At 63.1% G+C, this 22,708-nt stretch carries 18 protein-coding genes and 1 pseudogene; 12 read left to right on the plus strand and 7 right to left on the minus strand.

Annotated elements, in window-relative coordinates; genetic code table 11:
* Positions 1 to 60: 60 nt before the first annotated feature.
* Positions 61 to 435: a response regulator gene (locus CAF80_RS08375; RefSeq protein WP_064596040.1), complete on the plus strand. Its 375-nt coding sequence runs from the start codon at positions 61 to 63 to the stop codon at positions 433 to 435.
* A 129-nt stretch (positions 436 to 564) separates the two neighbouring features.
* Here CAF80_RS08375 and CAF80_RS08380 read toward each other — a convergent pair whose 3' ends face one another.
* Positions 565 to 1,524, minus strand: a complete 960-nt coding sequence (locus CAF80_RS08380) for an MBL fold metallo-hydrolase (RefSeq protein WP_085667152.1) — start codon at positions 1,522 to 1,524, stop codon at positions 565 to 567.
* A gap of 275 nt (positions 1,525 to 1,799) precedes the next feature.
* Between CAF80_RS08380 and CAF80_RS08385 the strand changes: the two genes are divergently transcribed.
* The 3 genes from CAF80_RS08385 (at position 1,800) to CAF80_RS08395 (ending at position 4,767) form a co-directional block, all read left to right on the plus strand.
* Positions 1,800 to 2,819 carry a GlxA family transcriptional regulator gene (locus CAF80_RS08385; protein ID WP_039772153.1) on the plus strand — a complete coding sequence of 340 codons (1,020 nt, stop codon included), beginning with the start codon at positions 1,800 to 1,802 and terminating at the stop codon, positions 2,817 to 2,819.
* A gap of 147 nt (positions 2,820 to 2,966) precedes the next feature.
* The gene (locus CAF80_RS08390; RefSeq protein ID WP_039772152.1) at positions 2,967 to 3,341 is read left to right on the plus strand and encodes a response regulator transcription factor; all 375 of its coding nucleotides are present in this window, start codon (positions 2,967 to 2,969) and stop codon (positions 3,339 to 3,341) included.
* A gap of 223 nt (positions 3,342 to 3,564) precedes the next feature.
* Positions 3,565 to 4,767, plus strand: a complete 1,203-nt coding sequence (locus CAF80_RS08395; protein ID WP_085667153.1) for an NAD(P)/FAD-dependent oxidoreductase — start codon at positions 3,565 to 3,567, stop codon at positions 4,765 to 4,767.
* Positions 4,768 to 4,885: 118 nt separating this feature from the next.
* On the opposite strand, the gene CAF80_RS08400 is transcribed toward CAF80_RS08395, so the two are convergent.
* Together CAF80_RS08400 and CAF80_RS08405 are read right to left on the minus strand one after the other, a co-directional pair.
* Positions 4,886 to 5,803, minus strand: coding sequence for a LysR family transcriptional regulator (locus CAF80_RS08400; RefSeq protein ID WP_085667154.1), 918 nt, complete (start codon positions 5,801 to 5,803; stop codon positions 4,886 to 4,888).
* Positions 5,804 to 5,903: 100 nt separating this feature from the next.
* Complete coding sequence (locus tag CAF80_RS08405) at positions 5,904 to 7,103, minus strand: MFS transporter (RefSeq protein WP_074690858.1); 1,200 nt, start codon at positions 7,101 to 7,103, stop codon at positions 5,904 to 5,906.
* Between the two features lie 308 nt (positions 7,104 to 7,411).
* On the opposite strand from CAF80_RS08405, the gene CAF80_RS08410 reads away from it, so the two are divergent.
* The 5 genes from CAF80_RS08410 (at position 7,412) to CAF80_RS08430 (ending at position 13,227) form a co-directional block, all read left to right on the plus strand.
* Positions 7,412 to 8,671: a cytochrome c gene (locus CAF80_RS08410; RefSeq protein ID WP_074690857.1), complete on the plus strand. Its 1,260-nt coding sequence runs from the start codon at positions 7,412 to 7,414 to the stop codon at positions 8,669 to 8,671.
* Positions 8,668 to 9,141: a (2Fe-2S)-binding protein gene (locus tag CAF80_RS08415; RefSeq protein ID WP_074690856.1), complete on the plus strand. Its 474-nt coding sequence runs from the start codon at positions 8,668 to 8,670 to the stop codon at positions 9,139 to 9,141. Before CAF80_RS08410 ends, CAF80_RS08415 begins: the two co-directional genes overlap by 4 nt.
* Positions 9,138 to 11,375, plus strand: a complete 2,238-nt coding sequence (locus CAF80_RS08420; RefSeq protein ID WP_074690855.1) for a molybdopterin cofactor-binding domain-containing protein — start codon at positions 9,138 to 9,140, stop codon at positions 11,373 to 11,375. Before CAF80_RS08415 ends, CAF80_RS08420 begins: the two co-directional genes overlap by 4 nt.
* A 148-nt stretch (positions 11,376 to 11,523) precedes the next feature.
* Entirely contained in the window at positions 11,524 to 12,636 is a 1,113-nt protein-coding gene (locus CAF80_RS08425) for an alkene reductase (RefSeq protein ID WP_074690854.1), read from the plus strand.
* Between the two features lie 111 nt (positions 12,637 to 12,747).
* Complete coding sequence (locus CAF80_RS08430) at positions 12,748 to 13,227, plus strand: helix-turn-helix domain-containing protein (protein WP_039772141.1); 480 nt, start codon at positions 12,748 to 12,750, stop codon at positions 13,225 to 13,227.
* Between the two features lie 57 nt (positions 13,228 to 13,284).
* Here the strand turns inward: CAF80_RS08430 and CAF80_RS08435 are convergent, their stop codons facing one another.
* Positions 13,285 to 18,426 (minus strand): ATP-binding sensor histidine kinase, encoded by a 5,142-nt coding sequence (locus CAF80_RS08435; RefSeq protein WP_256578121.1) that lies wholly within the window; start codon positions 18,424 to 18,426, stop codon positions 13,285 to 13,287.
* Between the two features lie 261 nt (positions 18,427 to 18,687).
* Here CAF80_RS08435 and CAF80_RS08440 point away from each other — a divergent pair, with 261 nt between their 5' ends.
* On the plus strand, positions 18,688 to 19,680 hold the full coding sequence (locus CAF80_RS08440; RefSeq protein ID WP_074690853.1) for a response regulator: 993 nt from the start codon (positions 18,688 to 18,690) through the stop codon (positions 19,678 to 19,680).
* Positions 19,677 to 20,081: a response regulator transcription factor gene (locus CAF80_RS08445; protein ID WP_085667155.1), complete on the plus strand. Its 405-nt coding sequence runs from the start codon at positions 19,677 to 19,679 to the stop codon at positions 20,079 to 20,081. Before CAF80_RS08440 ends, CAF80_RS08445 begins: the two co-directional genes overlap by 4 nt.
* 93 nt (positions 20,082 to 20,174) lie before the next feature.
* Here the strand turns inward: CAF80_RS08445 and CAF80_RS08450 are convergent, their stop codons facing one another.
* Positions 20,175 to 20,600, minus strand: coding sequence for a cupin domain-containing protein (locus CAF80_RS08450; RefSeq protein ID WP_085646399.1), 426 nt, complete (start codon positions 20,598 to 20,600; stop codon positions 20,175 to 20,177).
* A 123-nt stretch (positions 20,601 to 20,723) separates the two neighbouring features.
* Entirely contained in the window at positions 20,724 to 21,626 is a 903-nt protein-coding gene (locus tag CAF80_RS08455; RefSeq protein ID WP_085646398.1) for a transcriptional regulator GcvA, read from the minus strand.
* Between the two features lie 108 nt (positions 21,627 to 21,734).
* Between CAF80_RS08455 and gstA the strand changes: the two genes are divergently transcribed.
* Positions 21,735 to 22,349 carry a glutathione transferase GstA gene (gstA, locus tag CAF80_RS08460; protein WP_085667156.1) on the plus strand — a complete coding sequence of 205 codons (615 nt, stop codon included), beginning with the start codon at positions 21,735 to 21,737 and terminating at the stop codon, positions 22,347 to 22,349.
* A gap of 155 nt (positions 22,350 to 22,504) precedes the next feature.
* Here gstA and CAF80_RS29055 read toward each other — a convergent pair.
* A pseudogene (locus CAF80_RS29055) lies at positions 22,505 to 22,696 on the minus strand (hypothetical protein); the annotation flags it as partial.
* Between the last annotated feature and the right edge of the window lie 12 nt (positions 22,697 to 22,708).

The following is a 22,708-nucleotide window of genomic DNA, read 5'->3' on the forward strand; positions in this document are numbered from 1 at the left end:
AAGCGTATCTTGCAAGTATGGCGGGCGCGACAGACACCCGCAAAGAACGCAAGGTTTCCCATGTTCAACTCAGCTATTGTTTCAGTTGTCGATGATGACGAACTTGTTCTGGTTTCAATGGACAGTTTGTTGCGGTCTTGCGGTTATACGGTCAAGACATTCAACAGCGCTTTTGCATTTCTTGAATCGAGCGCGCCAGAGCAGACCGGGTGTCTGATCTCGGACATTCAGATGCCCGGCATGTGCGGGGTCGAAATGTACGAGGCACTGGCGGTCAGGAAGATCCACATTCCGACAATTTTCATCACTGGCAAACCGGGCCTGCCCCCCGAGTTCAGTGCCCGGGTGAAGACGCCGGAAGGTTATTTCTCCAAACCGTTCCATACCGAGGCTCTGCTGGCCTGCATCGAGCAGGCGCTGATGCGCCGCCGTTGAACACTTGGGCAGAGCCGCCGCTGCCCAACCAACAAACTTCAAAGTAAAAAAAGGCCCCGCAAGTTCATCACTTACGGGGCCTGATTTTTATCGAGCCCGGCCGAATGCAGCCAGGCCGCCGACAGCCGATCAGTAATCCCAGAACGCTGCAATCCAGCGGAACGCATCGCCATCGACCGCCACGCGGCCCACCGACGGGAACGGCAGGTGGGTGGCGACAAACCACTCGCCACTCGCCGCCGCCTCACGCATCAGGCGTACGCGGACACGCACCGACTCTTCAGGATCATGCTCGAAACCGTTGTGCCATTCCGGATGCTCGAAGGCCACCGGAAACAGGGCGTCGCCAGCAAAGGTCAGGCGTTCGCCGCCCGAGTTGACGTAGACAATGCTGTGCCCCGGCGTATGCCCGCCGGTGAGTTTCACCACCACCCCCGGCGCCACTTCGTATTCATCCTCGAAGGTGCGCACCTGGCGGCGGTAATCGTTGATGAACTGATTGGCCGTCGCGCGCAGAACGTCAGGCACCGGCGCCGGCATGACGGTCTGGGTGAAGTCCGGCGTCTCCCAGAACTCGACCTCTTTCGCCGAGACGTGGATACGCACGTCCGGACGCAGCCGGCTCTTCACTTCATCCACCAGAAGACCGCCGACATGATCCATGTGCATGTGGGTGATCACGATGTCGGTCACGGCTGCCAGATCGATTCCGGCCGCTTCCAGCCGTTTCGGCAGCTGGCCGGCCCGAGGGAAACCGGGAAACTGCCCGCCCAGTCCGGCGTCGACCAGTATGATCTGCTCGCCGCTGCGCACCACCAGCACGTTGAGTGCCCAGTCGAACGCATCAGGCCCCAGGAACATGTCCTTGAACCAGGCGGCGCGAGCCTGCGGGTCGGCATTTGTGGACATGGTCGAGGTCGGCAGCGGCAGCACGCCGTCGCTGATCACCACCACGTCGATGTCGCCGACCTGCAGTGCGTAGCGCGATGGCACCAGCTCCCGCGCCGGAGCGAATGGCTGGCGGGTGACGGACGCCTGCCGGTCATCGGTTGCGTTGGTTTGATTGGAGTGATTCAGATACGTTGACATGGTCGCTTTCCTCTTGGCTGAGTCAAAATTTCCCGGACGAATGCCCTTGCTGGCGCAAGCGCTGAATGGCGCGCCTTGAAATCGAGTGTGCATCGCGACCACGACGTCCAACACCATACGCGGGTATAGGGCTTGAACCACATCGACCGAGTAACGCCGCTGTTGAGGTGGCTGTGGCCCATACCAATGTATATTCGCGCTCCTGCCCGCAAACACCGACACTACGGCGCACCGGATCGCCGAAAAGCGGGCGATCATCAGGTCCCTGAGCAGTCATGAACTCTATTTTTCACCAACCCGACCCTCTCACCTGCTTGCTCGCGCAACCGCGCATGCTGGTGTTCCTGGCGTATCCGCAGATGGGCTTGCTGGACCTGACCGGCGCACAAACCGTGTTCTGGGCTGCGTCCAAGGCGATGGCCGAACGCGGCTTGCCTGGCTACGCGTTGCACACCGCCAGCCTGGAAGGCGGATTGATCGCCACCGCCGAAGGGCTGTCGGTCAACACCTTGGCCCTGCGCACCTTTGACGAGACAACCATCGATACGCTGATCGTGCCCGGTGCGCCGAACATCCGTCAGGCCATGCTCGACAACGTTGCGTTGGTCGACTGGCTGCGCGCGGCATCGGCCAAGGCCAGACGCACCGCCTCGGTGTGCAGCGGCACCTTTCTGCTGGCCCAGGCCGGGCTGCTGGAAGGCTTGCGCGCAACCACGCACTGGGGCATGTGCGACATGCTCAAGGGTGGTTTTCCGAGTGTCGATGTCGACCTTGATGCGATCTACATCCAGCAAGGCAACGTCTGGACTTCCGCCGGGGTCACCACCGGGATCGACATGGCGCTGGCGCTGGTCGAGGCCGATTGCGGCCGCGCCGTGGCGTTGAAGGTGGCGCGGGAGCTGGTGGTTTTTCTCAAACGCCCTGGCGGTCAGGCGCAGTTCAGCCAGTTGCTGCAAGCGCAGATCGACGACAGAGGCTGCTTCGAAGAATTGCACCTGTGGATCAGCGAAAACCTCGGCGACCCGCAATTGAGCGTCGAATCGCTGGCCCGACAGGCGCAGATGAGCCCGCGCAATTTCGCGCGGGTCTACAAACGCAAGATCGGCCGCACGCCGGCCAAGGCACTCGAGCTGTTTCGCCTGGAAGCGGCGCGACGAATGCTCGAAGACTCTCAGCGCAACATCGACCAGATCGCGCAGTTGTGCGGGTTCGGCGACGAGGAACGCATGCGCGACACCTTCTACCGTCACCTCTCGGTCTCGCCCCGGGAATACCGCAGCCGGTTCTCGCGCTGACGCCAAACAGCGCAATGGCGCCGGGCTCGCAGACGTTCAAATACTGTCGCTATACACACGTATAAGTACGCCGCCGAACCGAGCGGCGTATCGTGCGGCAATGCGGGCGTCCTCGACGGGCTACCCGAGATCAGCCCTGGTAAAGCAATGTCCCACACCGCTGTTGTATCGGTTGTCGATGATGATGAGTCCGTGCGCATGGCGCTGGACAGCCTGTTGCGCTCTCACGGCTACACCGTGCAGTTGTACCCGAACGCGGAGGCTTTTCTGGCGATGAAGGCGCCGCACCGCCCCGGCTGCATCATCTCGGACATCCAGATGCCCGGTCTGTCCGGCATCGAGATGTACGATGAGCTGTGCGCCCGAGGCGTGCGCATCCCGATCATTTTCATCACGGGTTACCAGGGGCGTCCGCCACGGGTCAACGCAGCATTCCCCGAGCCCCTCGCCTATTTCCCTAAACCCTTCCCGTGCGGCGAACTCATCACCTGCATCGAAAGCGCATTCAATCGCGCCGTTTGACTGCCCTCTTTCTATACCTGTGTATACCCCAACCCATACCTAAGCATGTCGGCACTGACCCTATGTAGAAGTGTCGCGCCGCACCTTCCCCGATAGCATCTTCCCCAGCGAATCGAACCGGCTCTGCGGTTGTTCACAACCACCTGCTTCGTGCAGTGCGGCAGACGGTCACGCATGAACGGACAATCCGTTCAACGACCAGAATTTCCACAGGAGTCATCCGATGAAACAGCACATTTTAGTGATAGGCGCAGGGTTTGGTGGAGTCTGGAGCGCCCTGAGCGCCGCACGTCTGCTGGACCAGCATGATCGTAATGACGTGCAGATCACCGTCCTCGCACCCCAGGCAGAACTGCGCATCCGTCCGCGCTTCTACGAGCCGGATGTCCACAACATGAAAGCGCCGCTGGGTGAACTGTTCGATGCCGTGGGCGTGAAATTCGTCAAAGGCATCGCCGACAACATCGACACCGCCAGCAAGCAAGTGACCTACAGCGATGCCTTCGGCACACAAGGCACGCTGAACTATGACCGACTGGTATTGGCTGCCGGCAGCCGAGTAATCCGGCCACCGCTCAAAGGCATGATCGAACACGCCTTCGATGTCGATCAGATCGAAGAAGCAGCACGCCTCGAAGCCCATATCAAGTCGTTGAAGGACCAGCCGTCGAGCGCTGCGCGTAATACCGTGGTGGTCGCCGGTGGTGGTTTTACCGGGATCGAAACCGCCACCGAAATGCCGGCCCGCCTGCGTGCCGCACTGGGTGACGATGCGCCGATCAGGGTCATCGTGGTGGATCGCGCGCCGCAAATCGCCGCGACGCTGGGTGACGGTATTCGGCCCTCCATTGTGGAAGCGTCCCGAGAGTTGGGCATTGAATGGATAGTCGACGCCTCGGTGGCCTCGGTCGATGCCGGCGGCGTGACCCTGGCCGACGGCAAACGGATCGAGTCCAGCACCGTCGTCTGGACCGTTGGCTTCCGCGCCAGCCCGCTCACCGAACAGATTCCGGGCAGCCGTGATCCGCAAGGTCGCCTGCACGTCGACGGTCACCTGAAAGTGCTGGGGCACGTGGATGTCTTCGCTGCCGGCGACGTCGCTTATGCCGCCACGGATGACCTCGGAAACTACGCCGCGATGTCCTGCCAGCATGCAATCAGCCTGGGCCGTTATGCCGGCAACAATGTGGCCGCTGACCTGATCGGTGTCGCACCGGTCACCTACCGCCAGCCCAAGTACGTGACCTGCCTTGACCTCGGGGCCTGGGGCGCGGTGTTCACCGAAGGCTGGGACCGTCAATTGAAACTGGTCGGGCAAGAGGCCAAAGACCTCAAGACCCAGATCAACACCGTGTGGATCTACCCGCCGGCCGCCGATCGCGCAACCGCACTGGCCGCTGCCGACCCATTGATTCCGGTGGCCTGATCACCCGACGGTTCACACTTCCCTATCGCTGCGCATTCCCAGGCGCCCGCCACGGTTTTTTTGGCGGGCGCTTTTTTATGCAGAACTCACAAAGCGTCGGGCGGCAATAAACGGCTCTCTAGCGTTGACGCGATGGATCCGCCACCAGAATGTCTTCCAGAAAGTCGATGAACACATTAATACGACTGGAGCCCCGGTGATTGGGTAGATACAACGCATTGATGCAGCAGCTCGCATTACCGGGGTTGACTTCATAACCCTCCAGCAGCCGCGTCAACCGACCGGCCTCGACGTCGGCGCGCACCAGCCAGTCGGCCAGCAGGGCCACCCCGCGCCCCGCCACCGCTGCTTCGCGCAGGATATCGGCGTTGTTGCTTTGCAGGCGGCCATGGACATTGAGCTGGATGGTTTCCTCGTCGCCCTGGAACGTCCAGTGCTGGTGCGAACCCGCGTAGTCGAAGCGCAGGCATTGATGCTCGAGCAAGTCTCGTGGATGCGCCGGCATAGCGTGACCGCTCAGGTAATCCGGACTCGCCACCACCCAGCGCTGGAAGCCCCCCACCCGCTTGCTGACGATATCGTCACTGACCACCGATGATCCCAGGCGCACCGAGACATCGATCTGCTCGCTCAGCAGATCGCTGACCTGATCGCTCAACGACACGCTGATTTCAAGCCCCGGATGGCGGTCGAGCAATACCCCCAGTTGCGGTGCAATGATCTGTCGGCCGAACTCCACCGGCACGCTGATGCGCAGGCGTCCCTGCGCCTCGCTGCCCCGGTCGGCAACCACCGCGTCGGCCTCGTCGATGGCATCGAGAATGGCCAGCGCTTTCTCGAAATAGGTTTGGCCGGCGACCGTCACGCTGGTGTTGCGTGTCGTGCGGTTGAGCAGGCTGGCGCCCAACTCGTTTTCCAGCCCCGCCACCTGGCGTGTCACCGAAGAAGTGGAGATGCCGAGTTTGCGCGCCGCCGAGGAATAACCACCGCAACGGACGGTTTCAACGAACATCTTCAGTGCCAGCAACTTGTCCATAAGTGGAGCCCGATCGAAAGGAAACGGTGATGATTGTGCATCACCGTTCGCCAATCGTCTTGTAGGACCGTGCTTCATCGGACTCAGCGGTGCCTGCGGTTCAGGCATCGGCCTTGCGGCTCAGGAACAGCGCCAGGGCCAGCGCCGGCAGCAACGCCACGGTCACGGCGGACAGGTTCCAGCCAAAATGCTCGTAGAGCGGACTGGCGACCAACGATCCCAGCGCGCCGCCGACGAAGATGCTGGTCATGTACACGGCATTCAGCCGGGCCCGGCTGTGCGGGTCGATGGCGTACACCTCGCGCTGACCCAGCACCATGTTCAGTTGCACGGCGAAATCCAGCAGCACCGCGCAAACCACCAGCCAGACATAGCTGCTGCCCGGCAGCGCGGCGATCAGCAACGAGGCCGGCGCGAGCATCAGTGCCACGAGCGTCCCGCGCCGACCGTGCCCGGCATCGGCCAGGCGCCCGGCAATCGGCGCTGCGACCGCGCCGACAGCGCCGACCAGGGCAAATATCGCCACCTGTGCCTGACTGAAACCGTGGTGCCGCATCAGCTCAATCGGTGCGAGGGTCCAGAACAGGCTGAAGCTGGCAAACAGCAAACCCTGATACAGCGAACGCTGACGCAGAACCGCGTGCCGACGGGCCAGCGCAAACACCGAGCCGATCAGCGCCACGTACGTCGCCTGATGGCTCGGAACGCGGCGCGGCAAGGCAATCGCCGTGATCAGGGCGATGACGGCCATCAGTGCCGCTGCGCTGAAAAACACCCCGCGCCAGCCGAACACTTCCACCAGCAGACTCGACAGTGGCCGCGACAGCAGAATGCCCAGCAACAGGCCACTCATGATGTTGCCCACCACCCGGCCACGGGTCGCCTCGGGCGCCAGATGCGCGGCCAACGGCACGAGGATCTGCACCGCCACCGAAGTCAGGCCGATCAGCAACGACAGGACAAGGAACATCGACGGCGAATGCGTCAGGCCGGCGCACAACAGCGTCACGCTCGCCGCGAGGGTAAACCCGACCACCAGCCGACGGTTTTCCATCAGGTCGGCCAGCGGCACCAGCAACAGCAGGCCCAGCGCATAACCGAACTGCGTGAGTGAAACGATCAGACTGGCATTGGCGCTGGACAGGCCGATCTGCGGCGCGATCAGTTCGACGATCGGCTGAGCGTAATAAAGGTTGGCCACGACCGCGCCGCAGCAGAATGCCAGGAACGCGACCATCAGGCCGGAAAGAGAAGCGGATGGTTCGGCCTTGGCCGCCGCTGCCGGATTGCCCGTGAGCATGATGACACCTCGATGAGTTGGGAAAGTGACGCCAAGGCTAAGGGTCGCGCAGGCCTTCGAGTATCCATCCCAAAGGCAATTGAGTGATGCGCCAAATGCAACGACCCTCGGCGTTGCACTTGGCGCAACGTGCTATTGCGCGGTCTGGCAATACTCGGACGTTTGCACCTTCTCTACCCTTGGGCACCTGGCGCAGGGCTTTACATCGGCGCCCTTCCCCGGTCGTTCAAGGAGTTGTCGAAGATGCCGAATCCGTCCCTCACGCCCACCGCGTGCCTCTTGGGCAACCGCTCATGAACGGCCATTTCATGAAATCCAGAGCGCTGTGGGTCAGCGCGGCAGCCCTCGCGTCGATCGGTGCGATCGCGGCCCTGGCGCTGATGTGGCGGCCGGCAATTGCGCCGGTCGAACGCCCGCAAACCTTCGATTCCGCACAACTGCAACGCGGCGCGCGCGTCGTCGAGGCGGGCGACTGTGCGGTGTGTCATACGCGGCCCGGCGGCCAATACCTGGCCGGCGGACTGCCGCTGGTGACGCCGTTCGGCACCCTCTACAGCACCAACATCACCCCGGATCCACAGACCGGCATCGGCCAATGGTCGTTGCCGGCCTTTGAGCGGGCGATGCGTGAAGGGATCTCCCGCGACGGCCACTTCCTGTACCCGGCCTTCCCCTACGTTCATTACCGGCGCATGAGCCAGGACGACATCGCCGACGCCTATGCGTACCTGATGAGCGGCCCGGCCGTGAGCTCGCCGCCACAACAGAACCGCATGAACTTCCCGATGAACATCCGGCCTCTGGTGTCGTTCTGGAACCTGCTGTTCCTGCATGGGAAGCCGCTGACGCCGCTGGCGGAGCAATCGCAGGGGTGGAATCGCGGGCGTTACCTGGTCGAGGGGCCCGGTCACTGCGCGGGCTGTCATTCGCCGTTGAACCTGATCGGCGCCGAGAAATCCGGCGAAAACCTGGCCGGCGGCAGCGTGGATGGCTGGGACGCGCCGTCACTGCTGGGCATGGCGCACCGGGCAAACCCGTGGAGCAGCGAACAATTGGTGAGTTACCTGCGGGCCGAAGTGGTCGACGGACACGGCACGGCGGCGGGCCCGATGCGCCCGGTCAGTCTCGGTCTGGCGCGCTTGCCCACAGAAGATGCCCAGGCGATTGCCGAATACCTGCTGAGTCTGCCGGCGAAAACCGCGATCAACGAAATTCCGAGCGCCAGCGCTGAACCTGCGGATCGATCCTCTGGCGCGCTGCTGTTCGCCAGTGCCTGCGCCGGCTGCCATGCCCAAGGCGCGCCGATGCGTGACATCGACGGACGCCCGGCACTGGATCGCACCTCGGCGCTGCAGTCCGCCAGCCCGCGCAACTTTGTGAAAACCGTACTCGAAGGCATCCCGGCAGAACCCGGCCAACCGGGACCGGTGATGCCCTCGTTCGCCGCCAGTCTCGATAACACCCAACTCAACGCCCTGGCCGTCTACCTGCGCCATCAGGCCAGCCCCGATCAACTGTGGACCGACCTCCCTGCCACCCTCCAAGCGCTACGTCAGGAGACGAAATGACTCAGATCACCCTCAACGTCAACGGATCTTCCCGGGCTCTCGAGCTGGAACCGGACATGCCGCTGCTCTATGCGCTGCGCAATCACCTGGGCCTGAACGGCGCCAAGTACGGGTGTGGCCTGGGCCAATGCGGCGCCTGCACCGTCATCGTCGATGACCAACCGGTGTTTTCCTGCCTGACACCCTGCGCGGGTCTTGAGGGCAAAAAGGTGCGGACGGTCGAGAGCCTGGGCACGGCCGAACGCCCCGGCACTCTGCAGCAAGCATTCATCGACAAGCAGGCCGCTCAATGCGGTTACTGCATCGCCGGCATGTTGATGCGTGCGCAGGCACTGCTGGAAAGCAATCCGCATCCCGACGAACAGACCATTCGCGAGCACATGGCAGGAAACCTGTGCCGCTGCGGCACGCACTTGCGCATCATTGAGGCGATCAGCGTTGTCGCCCGGCAAAACGGGAGTGCGCAATGACCACGATCAATGAGGTCGATCACAGTCGCCGTGCGTTCCTGCGCGGGGGCGCGCTGCTGGTGGCGTTTGCTTTGGTGCCGGTCTCGCGCCGCGCCCTGGCTGACACCGAAGTCGATACCCTCGGCACGGTCGTCTTGGCGCCGGACCTGCCCGGCAGCCTGCGCACCAACCCCTGGCTCGATGCGTGGATCCGCGTCGGCCACGACGGCATCACCGTCTACACCGGCAAGGTCGAACTGGGCACCGGGGTCAAAACCGCGTTACTGCAAATTGCCGCTGAACGGCTGGAGGTCTCCCCGACCGCGATCAACCTGCTCACCGCCGACACCGCACTCACGCCGAACGAAGGCTACACCGCCGGCAGCCACACGATTTTTGACAGCGGCACCGCGCTGTTCAACGCGGCGGCACAAGTGCGCGAGATGCTGCTGGAATCGGCCGGACGCAGCTGGAACGTTGCGCCGGCGCTGCTGACGACTCGCGACGGCAGCATTCTCGGCCCGACCGGGCAACACATGTCTTACGCCGACGCCGTGCAGCAGGTCGATCTGCACCGCTATGCAACGTCCGAGTCACCCTCGATGCCGCCGGCGTCGTTCAAGCTCATCGGCCATTCGCTGCCACGCCTGGACATTCCGGGCAAAGTCAGCGGCGGCGCCGCGTTCGTGCAGGACATTCGCCTGCCGGGCATGCTTCACGCCCGGGTCATCCGCCCGCCGCGTCCCGGCTGCACGCTGGAAGCCATCGATATTGAATCGATCAAGACGCTGTCCGGGGTGGTGCAGGTGATTCGCGACGGCAATTATCTGGCCGTGGTAGCGCGGGACGAATGGCAAGCGATCAAAGCCATGCGTCATGGATACGCCTCGGCGCGCTGGAGCGGCGGACAGGCGATTCCCGAATCGCGGGACATCCATGCGCTGCTTGAGCGCCTGCCCTCGCGTCGTTATCCGATCAGCCATGAAGGCACGCCACAAGGCGCGACCGACAACGAATATCGCGCCCGGGTGACCAAGCAATACCTGATGCACGGTTCGATCGGTCCGTCCTGCGCCGTGGCCTGGTTCAAGGACGGCACCCTCACCGTCTGGACCCACACTCAGGGCGTGTATCCGCTGCGCGCGGGGATCGCCGAGATGTTGCGTTTGCCGCCCGAGCGCGTGCGCTGCATCCACACCGAAGGTTCCGGCTGTTACGGCCATAACGGCGCAGACGATGCCGCGGCCGACGCGGCGTTGATTGCCATGCGCGTACCGGGCACGCCGGTGCGGGTGCAATGGATGCGCGAGCAGGAAAACCTCTGGGAGCCGTACAGCTCGGCGATGGTCACCGAGGTGCAAGCCAACCTTGACCCACAGGGTCGGCTGCAGGACTGGAACTATGAGCTGTGGACCACGCCGCACAACGAACGCATCGTCAACGCCGGGCGCTTGCTGCCTGCACGCCTGCTGGCCCGGCCGTTCACTTCCGCACCCTCGGTGCCGATCGCCCAGCCTGAGGGCGATGGCGATCGCAACGCGGTGCCGCTGTACGCCGTGGCCTCCTCGCGGATCGACATGAACTTCATCACTGAAATGCCGTTTCGCACTTCAGCCATGCGCTCGCTGGGGGCGCACATCAACGTCTTCGCCATCGAAGCCTGTATCGACGAGCTGGCCACCAAGGCCGCAGTCGATCCGGTTGCCCTGCGCCTGGCACACCTGACCGATCCTCGGGCACGGGCTGTTGTGGAAAAGGTTCGCGATGCCGTCGGCTGGCTGCAAAAAAGCAGTGAACCCGGCGCAGGCCTTGGCTTTGCGTTCGCGCGCTACAAAAACATCATGGGTTACTGCGCCATTGCCGTGCGTCTGCGGGTGCATCCGCAGACCGGCGAAGTGCAGATCGATCACGTCGTCACGGCGGTCGACGTGGGACAGATCGTCAGTCCCGATGGCCTGCGCAACCAGGTCGAGGGCGGGATCGTGCAGTCCACCAGCTGGACGCTGTATGAAAAGGTCGCCTATGACGCCGGCGGCATCCGCAGCTACGACTGGAGCGGCTACCCGATCCTGCGTTTCTCGCAACTCCCCAAAAAGGTCGACGTTCACCTGCTCGACCAGCCGGGGCAACCGTTTCTGGGGGCCGCCGAAATCGTCCAGGGCCCCATGGCGGCTGCCATCGGCAACGCCGTGGCGAATGCCACCGGACGGCGCTGGCTGAACCTGCCCCTGACCCGCTCGCAGCAGCCTGCCTGAACCGCGCCACGTTGCATTTCACGCAATGCAGCGTGGCGTCGCGTGTGGATTATCAAGCACCGGACAGCCGCTTAACGTAGGGCCATCCGGTGTCGGACCCAATGTCCGACACCGCCCTGCCGATCCTTTTCGAAGACTGGAGAACCCCATGACACAACAACTGTTCCGTCCCATCGCCCTCGGCCCCTACACACTTCCCCATCGGGTGGCGATGGCGCCGTTGACTCGCTCCCGTGCCGGGCAACCGGGCGACATCCCGACATCCATGAACGCCGAGTACTACCGCCAGCGGGCGAGTGCCGCGCTGATCATTACCGAGGCGACGCAGATTTCCCGTCAGGGCCAGGGTTATGCGTGGACGCCTGGCATCTACAACGACGAACAGGTGCAAGCCTGGCGCGAAGTCAGCCGCCAGGTACACGAGGCCGGCGGGTTGATCTTCATGCAGCTGTGGCATGTGGGCCGCGTATCGCACCCAAGCTTTCAACCGGACAACGCGCTGCCGGTGGCGCCGAGTGCATTGCCCGTACCGGGCAAGACCTTCATCGTCGATGCCGAGGGCAACGGTGTCTGGGGTGACGTGCCGGTGCCGCGCGCACTGCAGGTTTCGGAAATCGCCGACATCATCAGCGACTACCGCCGCGCCGCCCGCAATGCGCTGAACGCCGGGATGGATGGCGTGGAAATTCACGCTGGCAACGGCTATCTGCTGGACCAGTTCATCAACAGCAACAGCAACCAGCGCACCGACGGTTATGGCGGCACCCTGGAAAACCGTGCGCGCCTGTTACTGGAAGTGGTGGCGGCCGTGGTCGACGAAGTCGGTGCCGACCGTGTCGGCGTGCGCCTGACACCGATGGGGCGCTTCATGGGCATGGGCGATGAAACCCCGCAAGCCACGTTCGGCTACATCGTGCGCTCGTTGAACCGCTGGAAACTGGCCTACCTGCATCTGGTCGAGCCGGCCGTGGTCGGCACCGTCAAGGACGAGAATTTCGACCCGCGCTGGGACGCGATCATCGGCCAGTTGCGTGATGCCTGGGATGGCGTGCTGATGATCGCCGGCGGCTACGACCCCGAGTCGGCGGAACAGGCCCTGGCCGACGGACGCGCCGACATCATCGCGTTCGGCCGACCGTTTCTGGCCAACCCCGATCTGCCTCGGCGAATCCGCGAAGGCCTGACGCTCAACGCACCGGACCCGAGCACGTTCTTTGGCGGCGATCAGCGTGGTTACGTTGACTACCCGACCCACGCCTGACCCGCTGACCGCAGGGCGCTGACCGAGGGAATTTAATAACTCTTCAGGATTGTTTAAGGACTTTAAAGGGCGTCGACGCAGAGACTTTGCACAACGATAAGGAGAGCAAACATGAGCCCGCAATCGCTGATTTCCGACCATCCACGCCCCCTGATGCGCCCGCTGGGATCGTTGACCAGTTGGCAGGAACGTCGCGCCAAGGAACTGATGCTCAGGGACCTGAGCCGCAGCGCGCGCATCAGCGAGATCGCCGGCCTCTGCAATCTTTCGCGCAGTCATTTTTCCCGTGCGTTCAAAAAGAACACCGGGTACTCACCGCAGGAGTGGTGGCTGAGGATGAAGATCGAGAAAGCCAAAAGCCTGCTGATCACTTCGATGCCGATCACCGAAGTCGTCTACGAATGCGGGTTTTCGGACCATTCGCACTTCACCCGCACCTTCAACCGCCTCGAAGGCATGCCGCCCCGAGAGTGGCGTCGCGCCTTCGTCGCCAACCGCGCGCCCATCGCGCTTCAGTTGCCTGCCATCGAACTCGACGCTGCACTCTGGAGCGTGCACAACGCTGGGCACGCCCACCCCTCGCACGCTTGACCTGATCGAACCTGACGTTACCCGCTCCTCCCCTTTGGCCGCTGATGCGGCCTTTTTTTATCCCGCGCCAGCCGGTTCCAGCGGCAGGTCGAAACTGAGTCGGGCACCCTGCTCGCTGTCCTCGATCAGCAATGTCCCGCCATGTGCGCCGATCACCGATCTGCAGATGGCCAGGCCCATTCCCATGCCGCTGCCCTTGGTGGTGTAAAAGGCATCGAATACCTGCTCGCGCTGAGGCACGCCAATCCCTGGCCCGTTGTCCTGGAACGTCACCCGCACATGGCCGTCCCTGACGGTGGAGCTGATGACGATGCGCCCATCCGGCACCCCGGCGCCGGCGATCGCCTCCATCGCATTGTTGATCAGGTTGTACACCACCTGCTGGATCTGCACCGAGTCGCCCCACACCTGACATTGCGCTTCGAGTCGGGTGTGCAGGGCGACGTTGCGGTTGGCCAGTTCGGTCGCCGTCAGTTGAACGACACCACTCACCAACTCGTCGATTTGCACCGGCAAGCGCTTGAGCGGCGCCTGCCTGGCCAGTGCGCGCAAGGCCTGGACAATGTCGGCGGCCCGCGTGCTGTCCGAGCGGATGTCTTCCAGGCCCTGAATCGCCTCGTCCAGATCGGGCTTTTCACGCTTGAGCCAGCGCAGGCTGGCCGAGGCATTGGACTGAATGCCAAGCAGCGGCTGACTGATCTCGTGGGCGATGGAGGCTGAAAGTTCGCCCATGACCTTGAGGTGCGAGTTGCGCGCCAGTTCGGCACGGGAGCTGCGCAGATCCGCTTCCATCTGCGCCCGCAGGCGGTTGTCTTCCACCAATTGCGCATACAGCCGGGCGGTCTCCAGCGACACCGCTGCCTGGGAGGCAAGAATTTCCAGCATGGTCAGCCGTTCGGCACCGAACAGGCCGGGCACCAGGCTGTTTTCCAGATAGACCAGACCGATCAACGTGCCTTGTCTGAGCAGCGGCAGGCACAACATCGAGCGGGTCTGCCGTCGACGCAGATCGGCGCCATAGGCTTCCGGGCAATCGACCCGCACATCGTCGAGCACCAGGGGTGCACGGGTGCGCATCGTTGCATTGAGCACCGACGCAGGCGCCAGCGCTTCAAGCGCCTGATCGCTGTCCAGCGCAATCAGCAGATTGCCGGCTTCCATCGACGCGGCGGCCGCCAGGCGCAGTTCGCCTTCAGCGACCATCATCAGCACACCTTGGTCAGCCCCGGCCTGAACCATCAGGTGGTTCATCAAGGTCTCGACCAGCCGATCCAGCAAGACCTCCTGGGAAAGTGCCCGCGCGGCCTCGATACCCGCCTCCAGGTCCAGCCGGCCCCGGTTGATCGGTTGTGAAGGTTGCGAAGCGGGTTCCGTGCGCAGAAACGGATGGCGGTTTTCCAGTTGCCGCGCCTTGGCGCTCGCCCCCCAGAGGTCGTAGCAATCCCGGGCAAAACGCAGGTGGTGATGAGCCCCCGAGACCAGCTCATTGGACATGCAGACGTCAGCCAGTTGCTCGTGCGCCAGTGCCTGTTCGTGAACGAAACCGGCGCCCGCCGCTGCGATCTGCGATTGATCGAAGCAACGGATGGCAATCAGGTCCTGACCGCGCAAGCGCGCGATCACGCCCTCGATCAACAGCAGTTTGTTGCGGAACGTCGCCGGATTGAGCGCGGCCCATGCAAGAAAGCGCTGGCGTTGCTGCTCAAGCACTTGCGGCTTTCGCTCAACGTCACCCGGCACTTGCGCACTGGCCAGTGCGAGGCTACGAAAGAGATGGTAATCGGCAAGATTGATATGCGCAGGAATGGACCAGGCCACCGTCGCGGCGTCTTCGAAACGCCGCCAGGCATACAGCGCATCGCCTGCATAAAAGGCCGACATGCCGGAATACAGCCACGACAGGAACAACGTCGACTGCGAAACGCAGGCTCGATCGATGGGGCCGAAACGGTCGTGTTCCACGCCCTCCAGTTCAGACAGTGCCCGCACGGGGCGACCGTCACGCAGGTCGATGGCGAACGCCTGTTGCGCCAGCAGAATGCGTTCGATATCGACGTAATTGAACTGCCTCACCCAGGCCAGACCGTGCTCCAGTTCGTCCAGCACCTTTTGCAAGGGTTCGCCCATGAACAGCAGGTCGGAAACAATGTGATTGCAGGCATAGCAGGACATGCCCAGGTCACCCCCGGCCTGACCGCACTCGAACGCCGCGAGCGCTGTCTGCCGGGCATACGCCATCGGCCGGGTCCACGGGCTGACCTGATCGAGCGCCACCAGGGTGCCTGTGCGGCCGGCCTCATAGCCATGCAGGTCAGTCAGTTTCAGGGCGACTTGCGCAAATGCCAGTCCGTCCACGTATTCGCCGAAACGCTCGGCGATCATCACGCCAAACCACGCAAATCCGTAGCCACTGCTTGGCGTAGTGCCGTGCTCGAGGGTGAGTTCGACCATTTTCGCCAGGTGCAGCAAGCGGAGATCGTCATCGACGAAGAACGAAGGAATCAATGTGCCGAGCAGCTCCATGGCCGCCTCGATCTGCGCATCCTCAGCCTTGGGCAAATGAACCAGATCGGCGATCGCTCGCGTGCCGATCAGGTCGCGCACCTGCGCAAAGGCCCGGGTCAGATGGTCCTCGGGAGGTTTGCGTTGCAGGGTGATGCCCAGCAGCGCCAGGCCGGTCAAAGCCTCGGTGATCGCCCCTTCATAGTCGGAGTGCAGCGTGCGCAACGTGGCACGCAAGCGATAGGTTTTCGCGCGATCAGCGTCCGTGAGCGCGTGGCTCAGGCAATCATCGAGACGTCCCCGGGCCCCCGCCAGATCCGCCAGCAGCATCGCGCACTCGGCAGCCAGCCACGTGCTGGCGAACGCTTGCGGATAAAGGTGGGACCAGCCGCTCTGACCGAGCAGGCGTTCGGCCGTCTGCAGATAATCCGCCGCCAGTTGCACGGCGGCCGAATCCCTCGCGCGCTCGGCAGCCTCGACCAGGACATCAATAAACGCGGCGCGGTGCGGCTCCATCAGTGCAGCATCGTCGACACGCTGAATCTGACCGGCAATCTCGAACACGCGCTCATGGGCCTGTTCGCCCCACAGGTTCAGCATGGCAGCGGCGATGCGCGCATGCTCGCTGCCACGCCCCACCGGCGAAGGCAGCTGACAGGCCGCCTCGAGCACCCGGTCGTGGCCGAACACCAGTTGCGCGCCGGCGCGCAGCAGTAATCCCCCCTCGACCAGACTTTGTACATCGCGCGCCAGTTGCACCGAATCAAACGGCAACAACCGGCCCAGCAGCGACTCGTCACAGCGACCGCCGATGTAACCCGCCGTGCGCAGGACGTCTCGTTCGGTCAATGTCAGCCGGTCCAGTCGCTGCACCATCAACTCCGCGACGTTGTCGGCATAGCGATAGCTGTCCACATCGCTCTGGTTCCAGACCCAGCGATCCGCCGCCGCGTCGAAACGCACCAGACGCTCATCGATCAGCGCCCGCAACACCTGACTGACGAACAGCGGATTGCCGGCCGTTTTCAAATGCACGACCTGGGCGAGCACTTCAATGCTGGCGGGATCGGTGTCCAGTTCTGCGGCCAGCAGTTGCGCGACGGCGGACACCGACAAGGCGCCCAGCGTGATGTGAATACCGGGCAATGCCTGTTCGCCGCGCAGCACGTCGAGTAGGGCGTCCTCCCGCGCAAAGGCCTTCGACCCGCTGTCCCGGTACGCCAGGATCAGTACCAGATGCCGCGGTGGCCGGGCGAAGAAAGCGCGCAGAAACGCAAGCGTCGAATCGTCCGCCCACTGCACGTCATCCACGAAAAGCACCAGCGGCCGCCCGGGCTGAGCAAACACGTCCAGCGCATCGAGCAGCGTGCGATTGACCCGCTCAAGCGCGTGCCGGGCGGGCATGTTGGGCAGTTCCGGCGTGGCACCGATCACCAGTTCGGCCTCGGGTGCCAGATCCACCAGGATCCTGCCGCGCCCCTTGAGCCGTTCAATCAGTTGCGCGCCGAGGGTTTGCAGTTCCAGTGCGGGTTTGCCCAGCAACTGAGTCATCAGCGAACGAAAGATTTCCGCCAGCGGCGCATTGGGGATTTCCTGCTGCAACAGGTTGATCTTGCCGCTGGCCCAATAGCCGGGAACCAACGGCCGCACGCCCTGATGGATCAGGGTTGACTTGCCCGCTCCCGGTGTACCGCCCACCCACAGCACTCGGGCGATACCGTCGCTGCGCACCTGGCTGATCTGTTCGAGCAGTTGTGCGCGCTCCGCCTCCCGACCAAACAGTACCGGGTCGTCAGCAACGGATGGCAGTGCATCGAAGGTGCCCAGCCTGAAAGCCTTCACATGGCCATGCTCCAGCCATTGCTGACGGCACCAGACAAGGTCAGTGGCCATCGACTCCATGCTCTGATAGCGAGCGCCCGGCTCCTTGGCCAGGCCTTTGAGCAACACGCGACAGAGGCCTTCCGGCAGGTCGGCGACATGCACGGCCGGCGATGTCGGCTGGACCGCGGCATGCACATGCCGCCAGTGCGACGGGTCACGCGCCGTCAGGGGCGGCTGGCCGGTCAAGGCGTGATAAAGAATGCTCGACAGCGCGTAGACATTGCTGCGCTCATCGAAACCGGCGCCATCGCGCCGAACCTGCTCGGGGGCCAGGTAGGGCCAGTGCTCCAGCGCAGGAAGCTCGGCGACGGCGCCCGCCTGCTCGTCGGTGTGATAACCCAGAAGGCTCACCGAATCATCGGCGCCCACCCGCAAGTGCCAGGGCAACAGATTGGACTGCCGTGCGCCGGCCTTCCCGGCATTGACCAGCGCATGGGCCGCCGCGACCGCGATGGCAAGCAAGCGGCCCGGCGGCAGGCGGGACTGACCGAGCAGATCAGACAGGGCCACGCCCGTCTCGGGATAGACCAGCAACGGCCCTTCTGCCGAACGGATGAAGGCGACCGGCCGGATGGCCCAGGCTGAATCCGGGCGCAGATGAAAGTCCCGTTCCAGACGCTTGCCCACGTCAGGACGCTGGATCGGTGCGCGGGCGGCCAGCCAGCGGAAGTCCGACCGAGGATCGTGGATGGTGAACCAGGTCAGGTCGTTTTCCCGGCGCAGCAGCTCGAATGCACAGCCCTCCAGCCAGGCGTCATCCGGCACGACATCCGGGTTGCAGAGGGCTGGAGAGGAGGAAAGTCTGCCGGGCATTCGCTGTCACCGCTCATTATTTGTTTCAGGCCTGGCGCAGGAGTATACGCAAGGCTCTGGCGCAGAGGTTTCGTCGTGATGCCCATGTCCGCATCCGGCACCATCATGGCCGTCGAGCGCCTGTCCCGACCGGTTGCAGAGATTGAAAAACCACCGGCCTTATCCCTCGGGATAATTGCATTGTGCGAGGTCGTCGCCTAGCGTGTCGTCCTGATGAACCGGCGCCCTGTGCCTCTCCCTCGACACCACGCAGAGAACCGTATGATCCGACTCGGCCAAGCGACTATTTCCCTGGAGCGGCGTGAAGCCTTTCTTGACGGGCGGCCGCTGCGCGTGGGAGGACGGGCGTTCGAACTGCTGTCGGTGTTGATGCAGGCCGATGGCCGGATCGTCAGCAAAGATGAATTGCTCACCCAGGTCTGGCCCGATACCGTCGTCGAGGAAAACAATCTTCAAGTGCAGATCTCATCGCTGCGCAAGTTATTTGGAGAGAATGAGATCATCCAGACGGTCCCGCGCCGAGGTTACCGATTATTGAAAGACAGTGCCCCTTCCCTGCCCCCGTTTCACCCGGTCGCCGCGAGCGTCCCTGCAACAGAGGTTCAGCCTGCGATTGATCCGGACAGCGTGCCGGTGTTCATCGTGGACGACGAGGCTTCCGTGCGCACGTCACTCAGCCGCCTGCTGCGGGCCGAAGGCGTGCCCCACCGGATCTTCAATTCGGCAGAAGAGCTGCTTGGCGCTGACCTCGAGGCCGGGCCGGCCTGCCTGTTGCTCGATGTCAGCCTGCCGGAGGCGACCGGTCTGCAGCTGCAGTCGACGCTCGGCGAGCGAGGACATCCATGGCCGGTCATTTTCATGACCGGTTACGGCACCATCCCGATGTCGGTACAAGCGATGAAAGCGGGCGCCGTCGAGTTTCTGACCAAGCCGTTCGACGACGACCAGTTGCTGGCCATCCTGCAAGCGACCCGCCAGCGCGCAGCGGTTGATTTCCAGCAGTGGCAGCGGGTCCAGAGCGTGCGCCAGCGAGCCGCCCTGCTGACGCCACGGGAGCGTGAAGTATTGCCGTTGATCGTCGCGGGTCTGTCCAACAAGCACATCGCCAACAGGCTGGGCACCAGTGAAGTGACGGCCAAGGTTCATCGCAAACACATCATGGTGAAAATGCAGACGCGCTCGCTCGTCGGGCTCGTCGAGCTGTATGGCCTGATCAGCACGCCGCCACCGTCCGGCGTGCAGAACCCTTCATGAGTCAGGACACCGACACGCCCGCGCTCGCTGTCAGCGCGGTTATCGTCTGCATCGTCGACGACGATGCGTCCGTACGTAAAAGCCTCGCCAACCTGCTGCGCTCCGCTGGTTACCACGCGCGGTTATACAGCGGTGGCGCGGATTTCCTGGCGCAGGAACATTTCGAGGACATTGCGTGCCTGTTGCTGGACCTGAAAATGCACGGTTTGTCAGGGATCGAGGTGATGCAGGCGCTGGCGTCCCGAGACAGGAAATTCCCGGTCATTTGCATGTCCGCCCATTGGGACGACGCCGCCCTGGCCGAGACCCGTCGCTACAATGCCTTCGCCTGCCTGGGCAAGCCGTTCTCCGGTGATGTGCTGCTCAGGGCCGTGGAGTCGGCACTCGAAAACGACAGTTGAAACTGACGTTCGCCGCGACCCACGACTTTGCCTGCACGCCAGACGCAAGAAGGCCTGCCACATCGGCAGGCCTTTTTTTGTCGGCGCTGTTCGTTATTGCTTGAGAATCAGCAGCGGTTCGCCCTTCTTGACGATGTAAGTCGCCAGTTCCGAGCCCTTCTCGTTGCCGACGTTCCTGGCGATATGCGCCACACCCGCCGGGATGAACAGTGAATCACCCGCCTTGAGCGTCACCGGTGCCTGGCCTTCCAGTCGGTATTCGAAGGTGCCGCTGATCACGTAAGCCACCTCCACACCCGGATGCGCGTGGTTGGGCGAGGTGACGCCCGGTTCGAAATCGACGCGAGCCTGGATCACCTCGCGATCCGCCGCACCCAGATCCTGACGGACCAGATCGGTACGGCTCAGGCCTTGTTGCCAGTTCTTCGCCGGGGCGGCAGATGGGGTTTCAGCCGCGTGGGCGAGGCCGGTCAGCGAAACGAGTACGGCGGCAGCGGTCATCAGAAGTGTGCGGCGCATGGTGTTGTCCTCTTGGAAGTAGTGATGTGTTGGCCACTACTTTGGGCGAGGCATGTACGCAGGATGTGTCCTGATGACGGGGTTTGTTACCCGTTTGTGTACGGCGGCGCGATGGATACACGCTTATACAAAGGGTTTGGCCAGCACCTGCGATAGCCAGCCTCTGAACGCCACGATCTTTTTCGATTCGGCCTGATCGTGGGGCGTGACGAGGTAGAAGCCGGAAGCGGATTTCAAGCGCAGATCAAACGGCGCCACCAGCCTGCCCGCGCGCAGATCATCATCGACATAGGTCGAGCGACCGATGCACACGCCCTGCCCGTCAATCGCCGCCTGCACCGCCATCATCGCCAGGTCGAAGGTCAATCGCGGACCCTTCGCCGTCAGCGGTGGCTGGCCTGCCGCATGCAGCCAGTCGTTCCAGTCATTGGCGGTCACGCCGCTGACTTGCAGCAAAGGGTGATGGGCCAGGTCCACCGGTGTATTCAACGGCTTGTCGCCGGTCAGCAAGCGCGGGCTGCACACCGGAAAGATCTCGTCGGACATCAACCAGTCGGCCCGCAGCCCCGGCCAATTCCCGTCGCCGTAGCGGATCGCCGCATCGATGCCGCCCTTGCGAAAGTCCACCCACTCGGTGGAGGCGCTGATCCGCACATCAATGTCCGGATGCGCTTCGCGAAACGACGGCAGACGCGGCAACAGCCATTTGGACGCCACCGACACCAGGGTGCTGATGGTCAGGACGCTGTTGTTGCTCGATTCCAGCAGCTTTTCAGTCGAGTAGCGCAATTCAAGAAACGCCGAGCGGATGCCGGGCAAGTAAGCATTGCCCTCCTCGGTCAATGCCAAACCGTCTTTCAAGCGCATGAACAGACGCACGCCGAGTTCATCCTCGAGGCGACGGATCTGATGGCTGATCGCAGTTTGCGTGACGTTCAGTTCTTCAGCGGCGCGGGTGAAGCTCATGTGCCGGGCGGCACATTCGAAGGCGCGCAATCCATTGAGCGATGGCAGTCGGGGCAGCATATGACCTCTTCAGTCCATGAGATTTTGTCATACGCTAGCACCGGATTTGTCCTTTGCGAAGTCGAGCGGCGATGGCGGATTCTGAGCCTCCACCAGCAAGGAGATCCCATGAAACTGTACTTCGCCCCCATGACCTGTTCGCTGTCGCCGCACATCGTATTGCGCGAGCTGGAACTGCCGTTCGAGCTGATCCGGGTCAACAACCAGACCAAGCAAACCGCCGACGGCCGAGACTTTCGCCAGATCAACCCGAAGGGCTACGTGGCCGCGCTGATGCTGGACAACGGTGAAGTGCTGACCGAAGGGCCGGCGATTCTGCAGTACCTCGCCGACCTCGTGCCCGGTCATGCGCTGGCCCCGGCCAATGGCAGCTGGGAGCGCTCGCGTTTGCAGGAGTACCTGAACTTCATCAGCTCGGAAATTCATGGCGGCAGCGCGCCGTTGTTCAGCAGCGAAATCCCGGAAACCACCAAAACGTTCTTCAAATACAAACTGTTCAAACGTCTGGATTACCTGAACCGCCTCCTCGCCACCCAGCCGTTTCTGATGCAGGCCTTCGGCGTAGCGGATGCCTATCTGTTCACGGTGCTGAAGTGGTTGCCGACATTCAGTATCGCCATCGAAGACTGGCCAGCGCTGGCGAGCTACATATCGCGCATCGCCGAGCGACCCAGTGTGCGGGCGGCCATCGCGGCAGAGGAAGCCACGCAACCGGTGCTCTGACGCGACCGATTGCGCTGAATGCCCTCAAATGGGCCGGCGCGCAGTCAGGCGCCCGACTCCGGATCACTTGCCGGCAGGCCCCGCGCCTCTCTGTCTTCATCATCCCTGGCGGTGCTCTGCGGGTTGGCGTCGGCGCTTCCCGAACCGTTGCCGTCCTGCGGATGCTCAGAACCCACCGAATTGTTGGCCGCCACATCGCTCATGTCTTCTTCCAGGGGCGCTTCATCGTCCGGAGGCAAGGGGACTGGCGACTCATCCTTGCGGGGATCATGGCCGGTTTCGTTGTCGGTCGTGCGGGTCACAGCCTGCTGTGACTGGTTACCGGGTGCATTTTCATCAATATCCATGGGGTTCTCCGT

This window comes from Pseudomonas sp. B34(2017), from assembly GCF_002112915.1.
Taxonomy (GTDB): Bacteria; Pseudomonadota; Gammaproteobacteria; order Pseudomonadales; family Pseudomonadaceae; genus Aquipseudomonas; species Aquipseudomonas pharyngis.

Coding starts and splice junctions, on each gene's coding strand:
- gstA (WP_085667156.1), top strand. CDS start 21,735: ATGAAACTGTACTTCGCCCCCATGACCTGTTCGCTGTCGCCGCACATC.
- CAF80_RS08405 (WP_074690858.1), bottom strand. CDS start 7,103: ATGCTCACGGGCAATCCGGCAGCGGCGGCCAAGGCCGAACCATCCGCT.
- CAF80_RS08425 (WP_074690854.1), top strand. CDS start 11,524: ATGACACAACAACTGTTCCGTCCCATCGCCCTCGGCCCCTACACACTT.
- CAF80_RS08395 (WP_085667153.1), top strand. CDS start 3,565: ATGAAACAGCACATTTTAGTGATAGGCGCAGGGTTTGGTGGAGTCTGG.
- CAF80_RS08455 (WP_085646398.1), bottom strand. CDS start 21,626: ATGCTGCCCCGACTGCCATCGCTCAATGGATTGCGCGCCTTCGAATGT.
- CAF80_RS08420 (WP_074690855.1), top strand. CDS start 9,138: ATGACCACGATCAATGAGGTCGATCACAGTCGCCGTGCGTTCCTGCGC.
- CAF80_RS08440 (WP_074690853.1), top strand. CDS start 18,688: ATGATCCGACTCGGCCAAGCGACTATTTCCCTGGAGCGGCGTGAAGCC.
- CAF80_RS08410 (WP_074690857.1), top strand. CDS start 7,412: ATGAAATCCAGAGCGCTGTGGGTCAGCGCGGCAGCCCTCGCGTCGATC.
- CAF80_RS08415 (WP_074690856.1), top strand. CDS start 8,668: ATGACTCAGATCACCCTCAACGTCAACGGATCTTCCCGGGCTCTCGAG.
- CAF80_RS08385 (WP_039772153.1), top strand. CDS start 1,800: ATGAACTCTATTTTTCACCAACCCGACCCTCTCACCTGCTTGCTCGCG.
- CAF80_RS08450 (WP_085646399.1), bottom strand. CDS start 20,600: ATGCGCCGCACACTTCTGATGACCGCTGCCGCCGTACTCGTTTCGCTG.
- CAF80_RS08375 (WP_064596040.1), top strand. CDS start 61: ATGTTCAACTCAGCTATTGTTTCAGTTGTCGATGATGACGAACTTGTT.
- CAF80_RS08430 (WP_039772141.1), top strand. CDS start 12,748: ATGAGCCCGCAATCGCTGATTTCCGACCATCCACGCCCCCTGATGCGC.
- CAF80_RS08400 (WP_085667154.1), bottom strand. CDS start 5,803: ATGGACAAGTTGCTGGCACTGAAGATGTTCGTTGAAACCGTCCGTTGC.
- CAF80_RS08380 (WP_085667152.1), bottom strand. CDS start 1,524: ATGTCAACGTATCTGAATCACTCCAATCAAACCAACGCAACCGATGAC.
- CAF80_RS08445 (WP_085667155.1), top strand. CDS start 19,677: ATGAGTCAGGACACCGACACGCCCGCGCTCGCTGTCAGCGCGGTTATC.
- CAF80_RS08390 (WP_039772152.1), top strand. CDS start 2,967: ATGTCCCACACCGCTGTTGTATCGGTTGTCGATGATGATGAGTCCGTG.
- CAF80_RS08435 (WP_256578121.1), bottom strand. CDS start 18,426: ATGCCCGGCAGACTTTCCTCCTCTCCAGCCCTCTGCAACCCGGATGTC.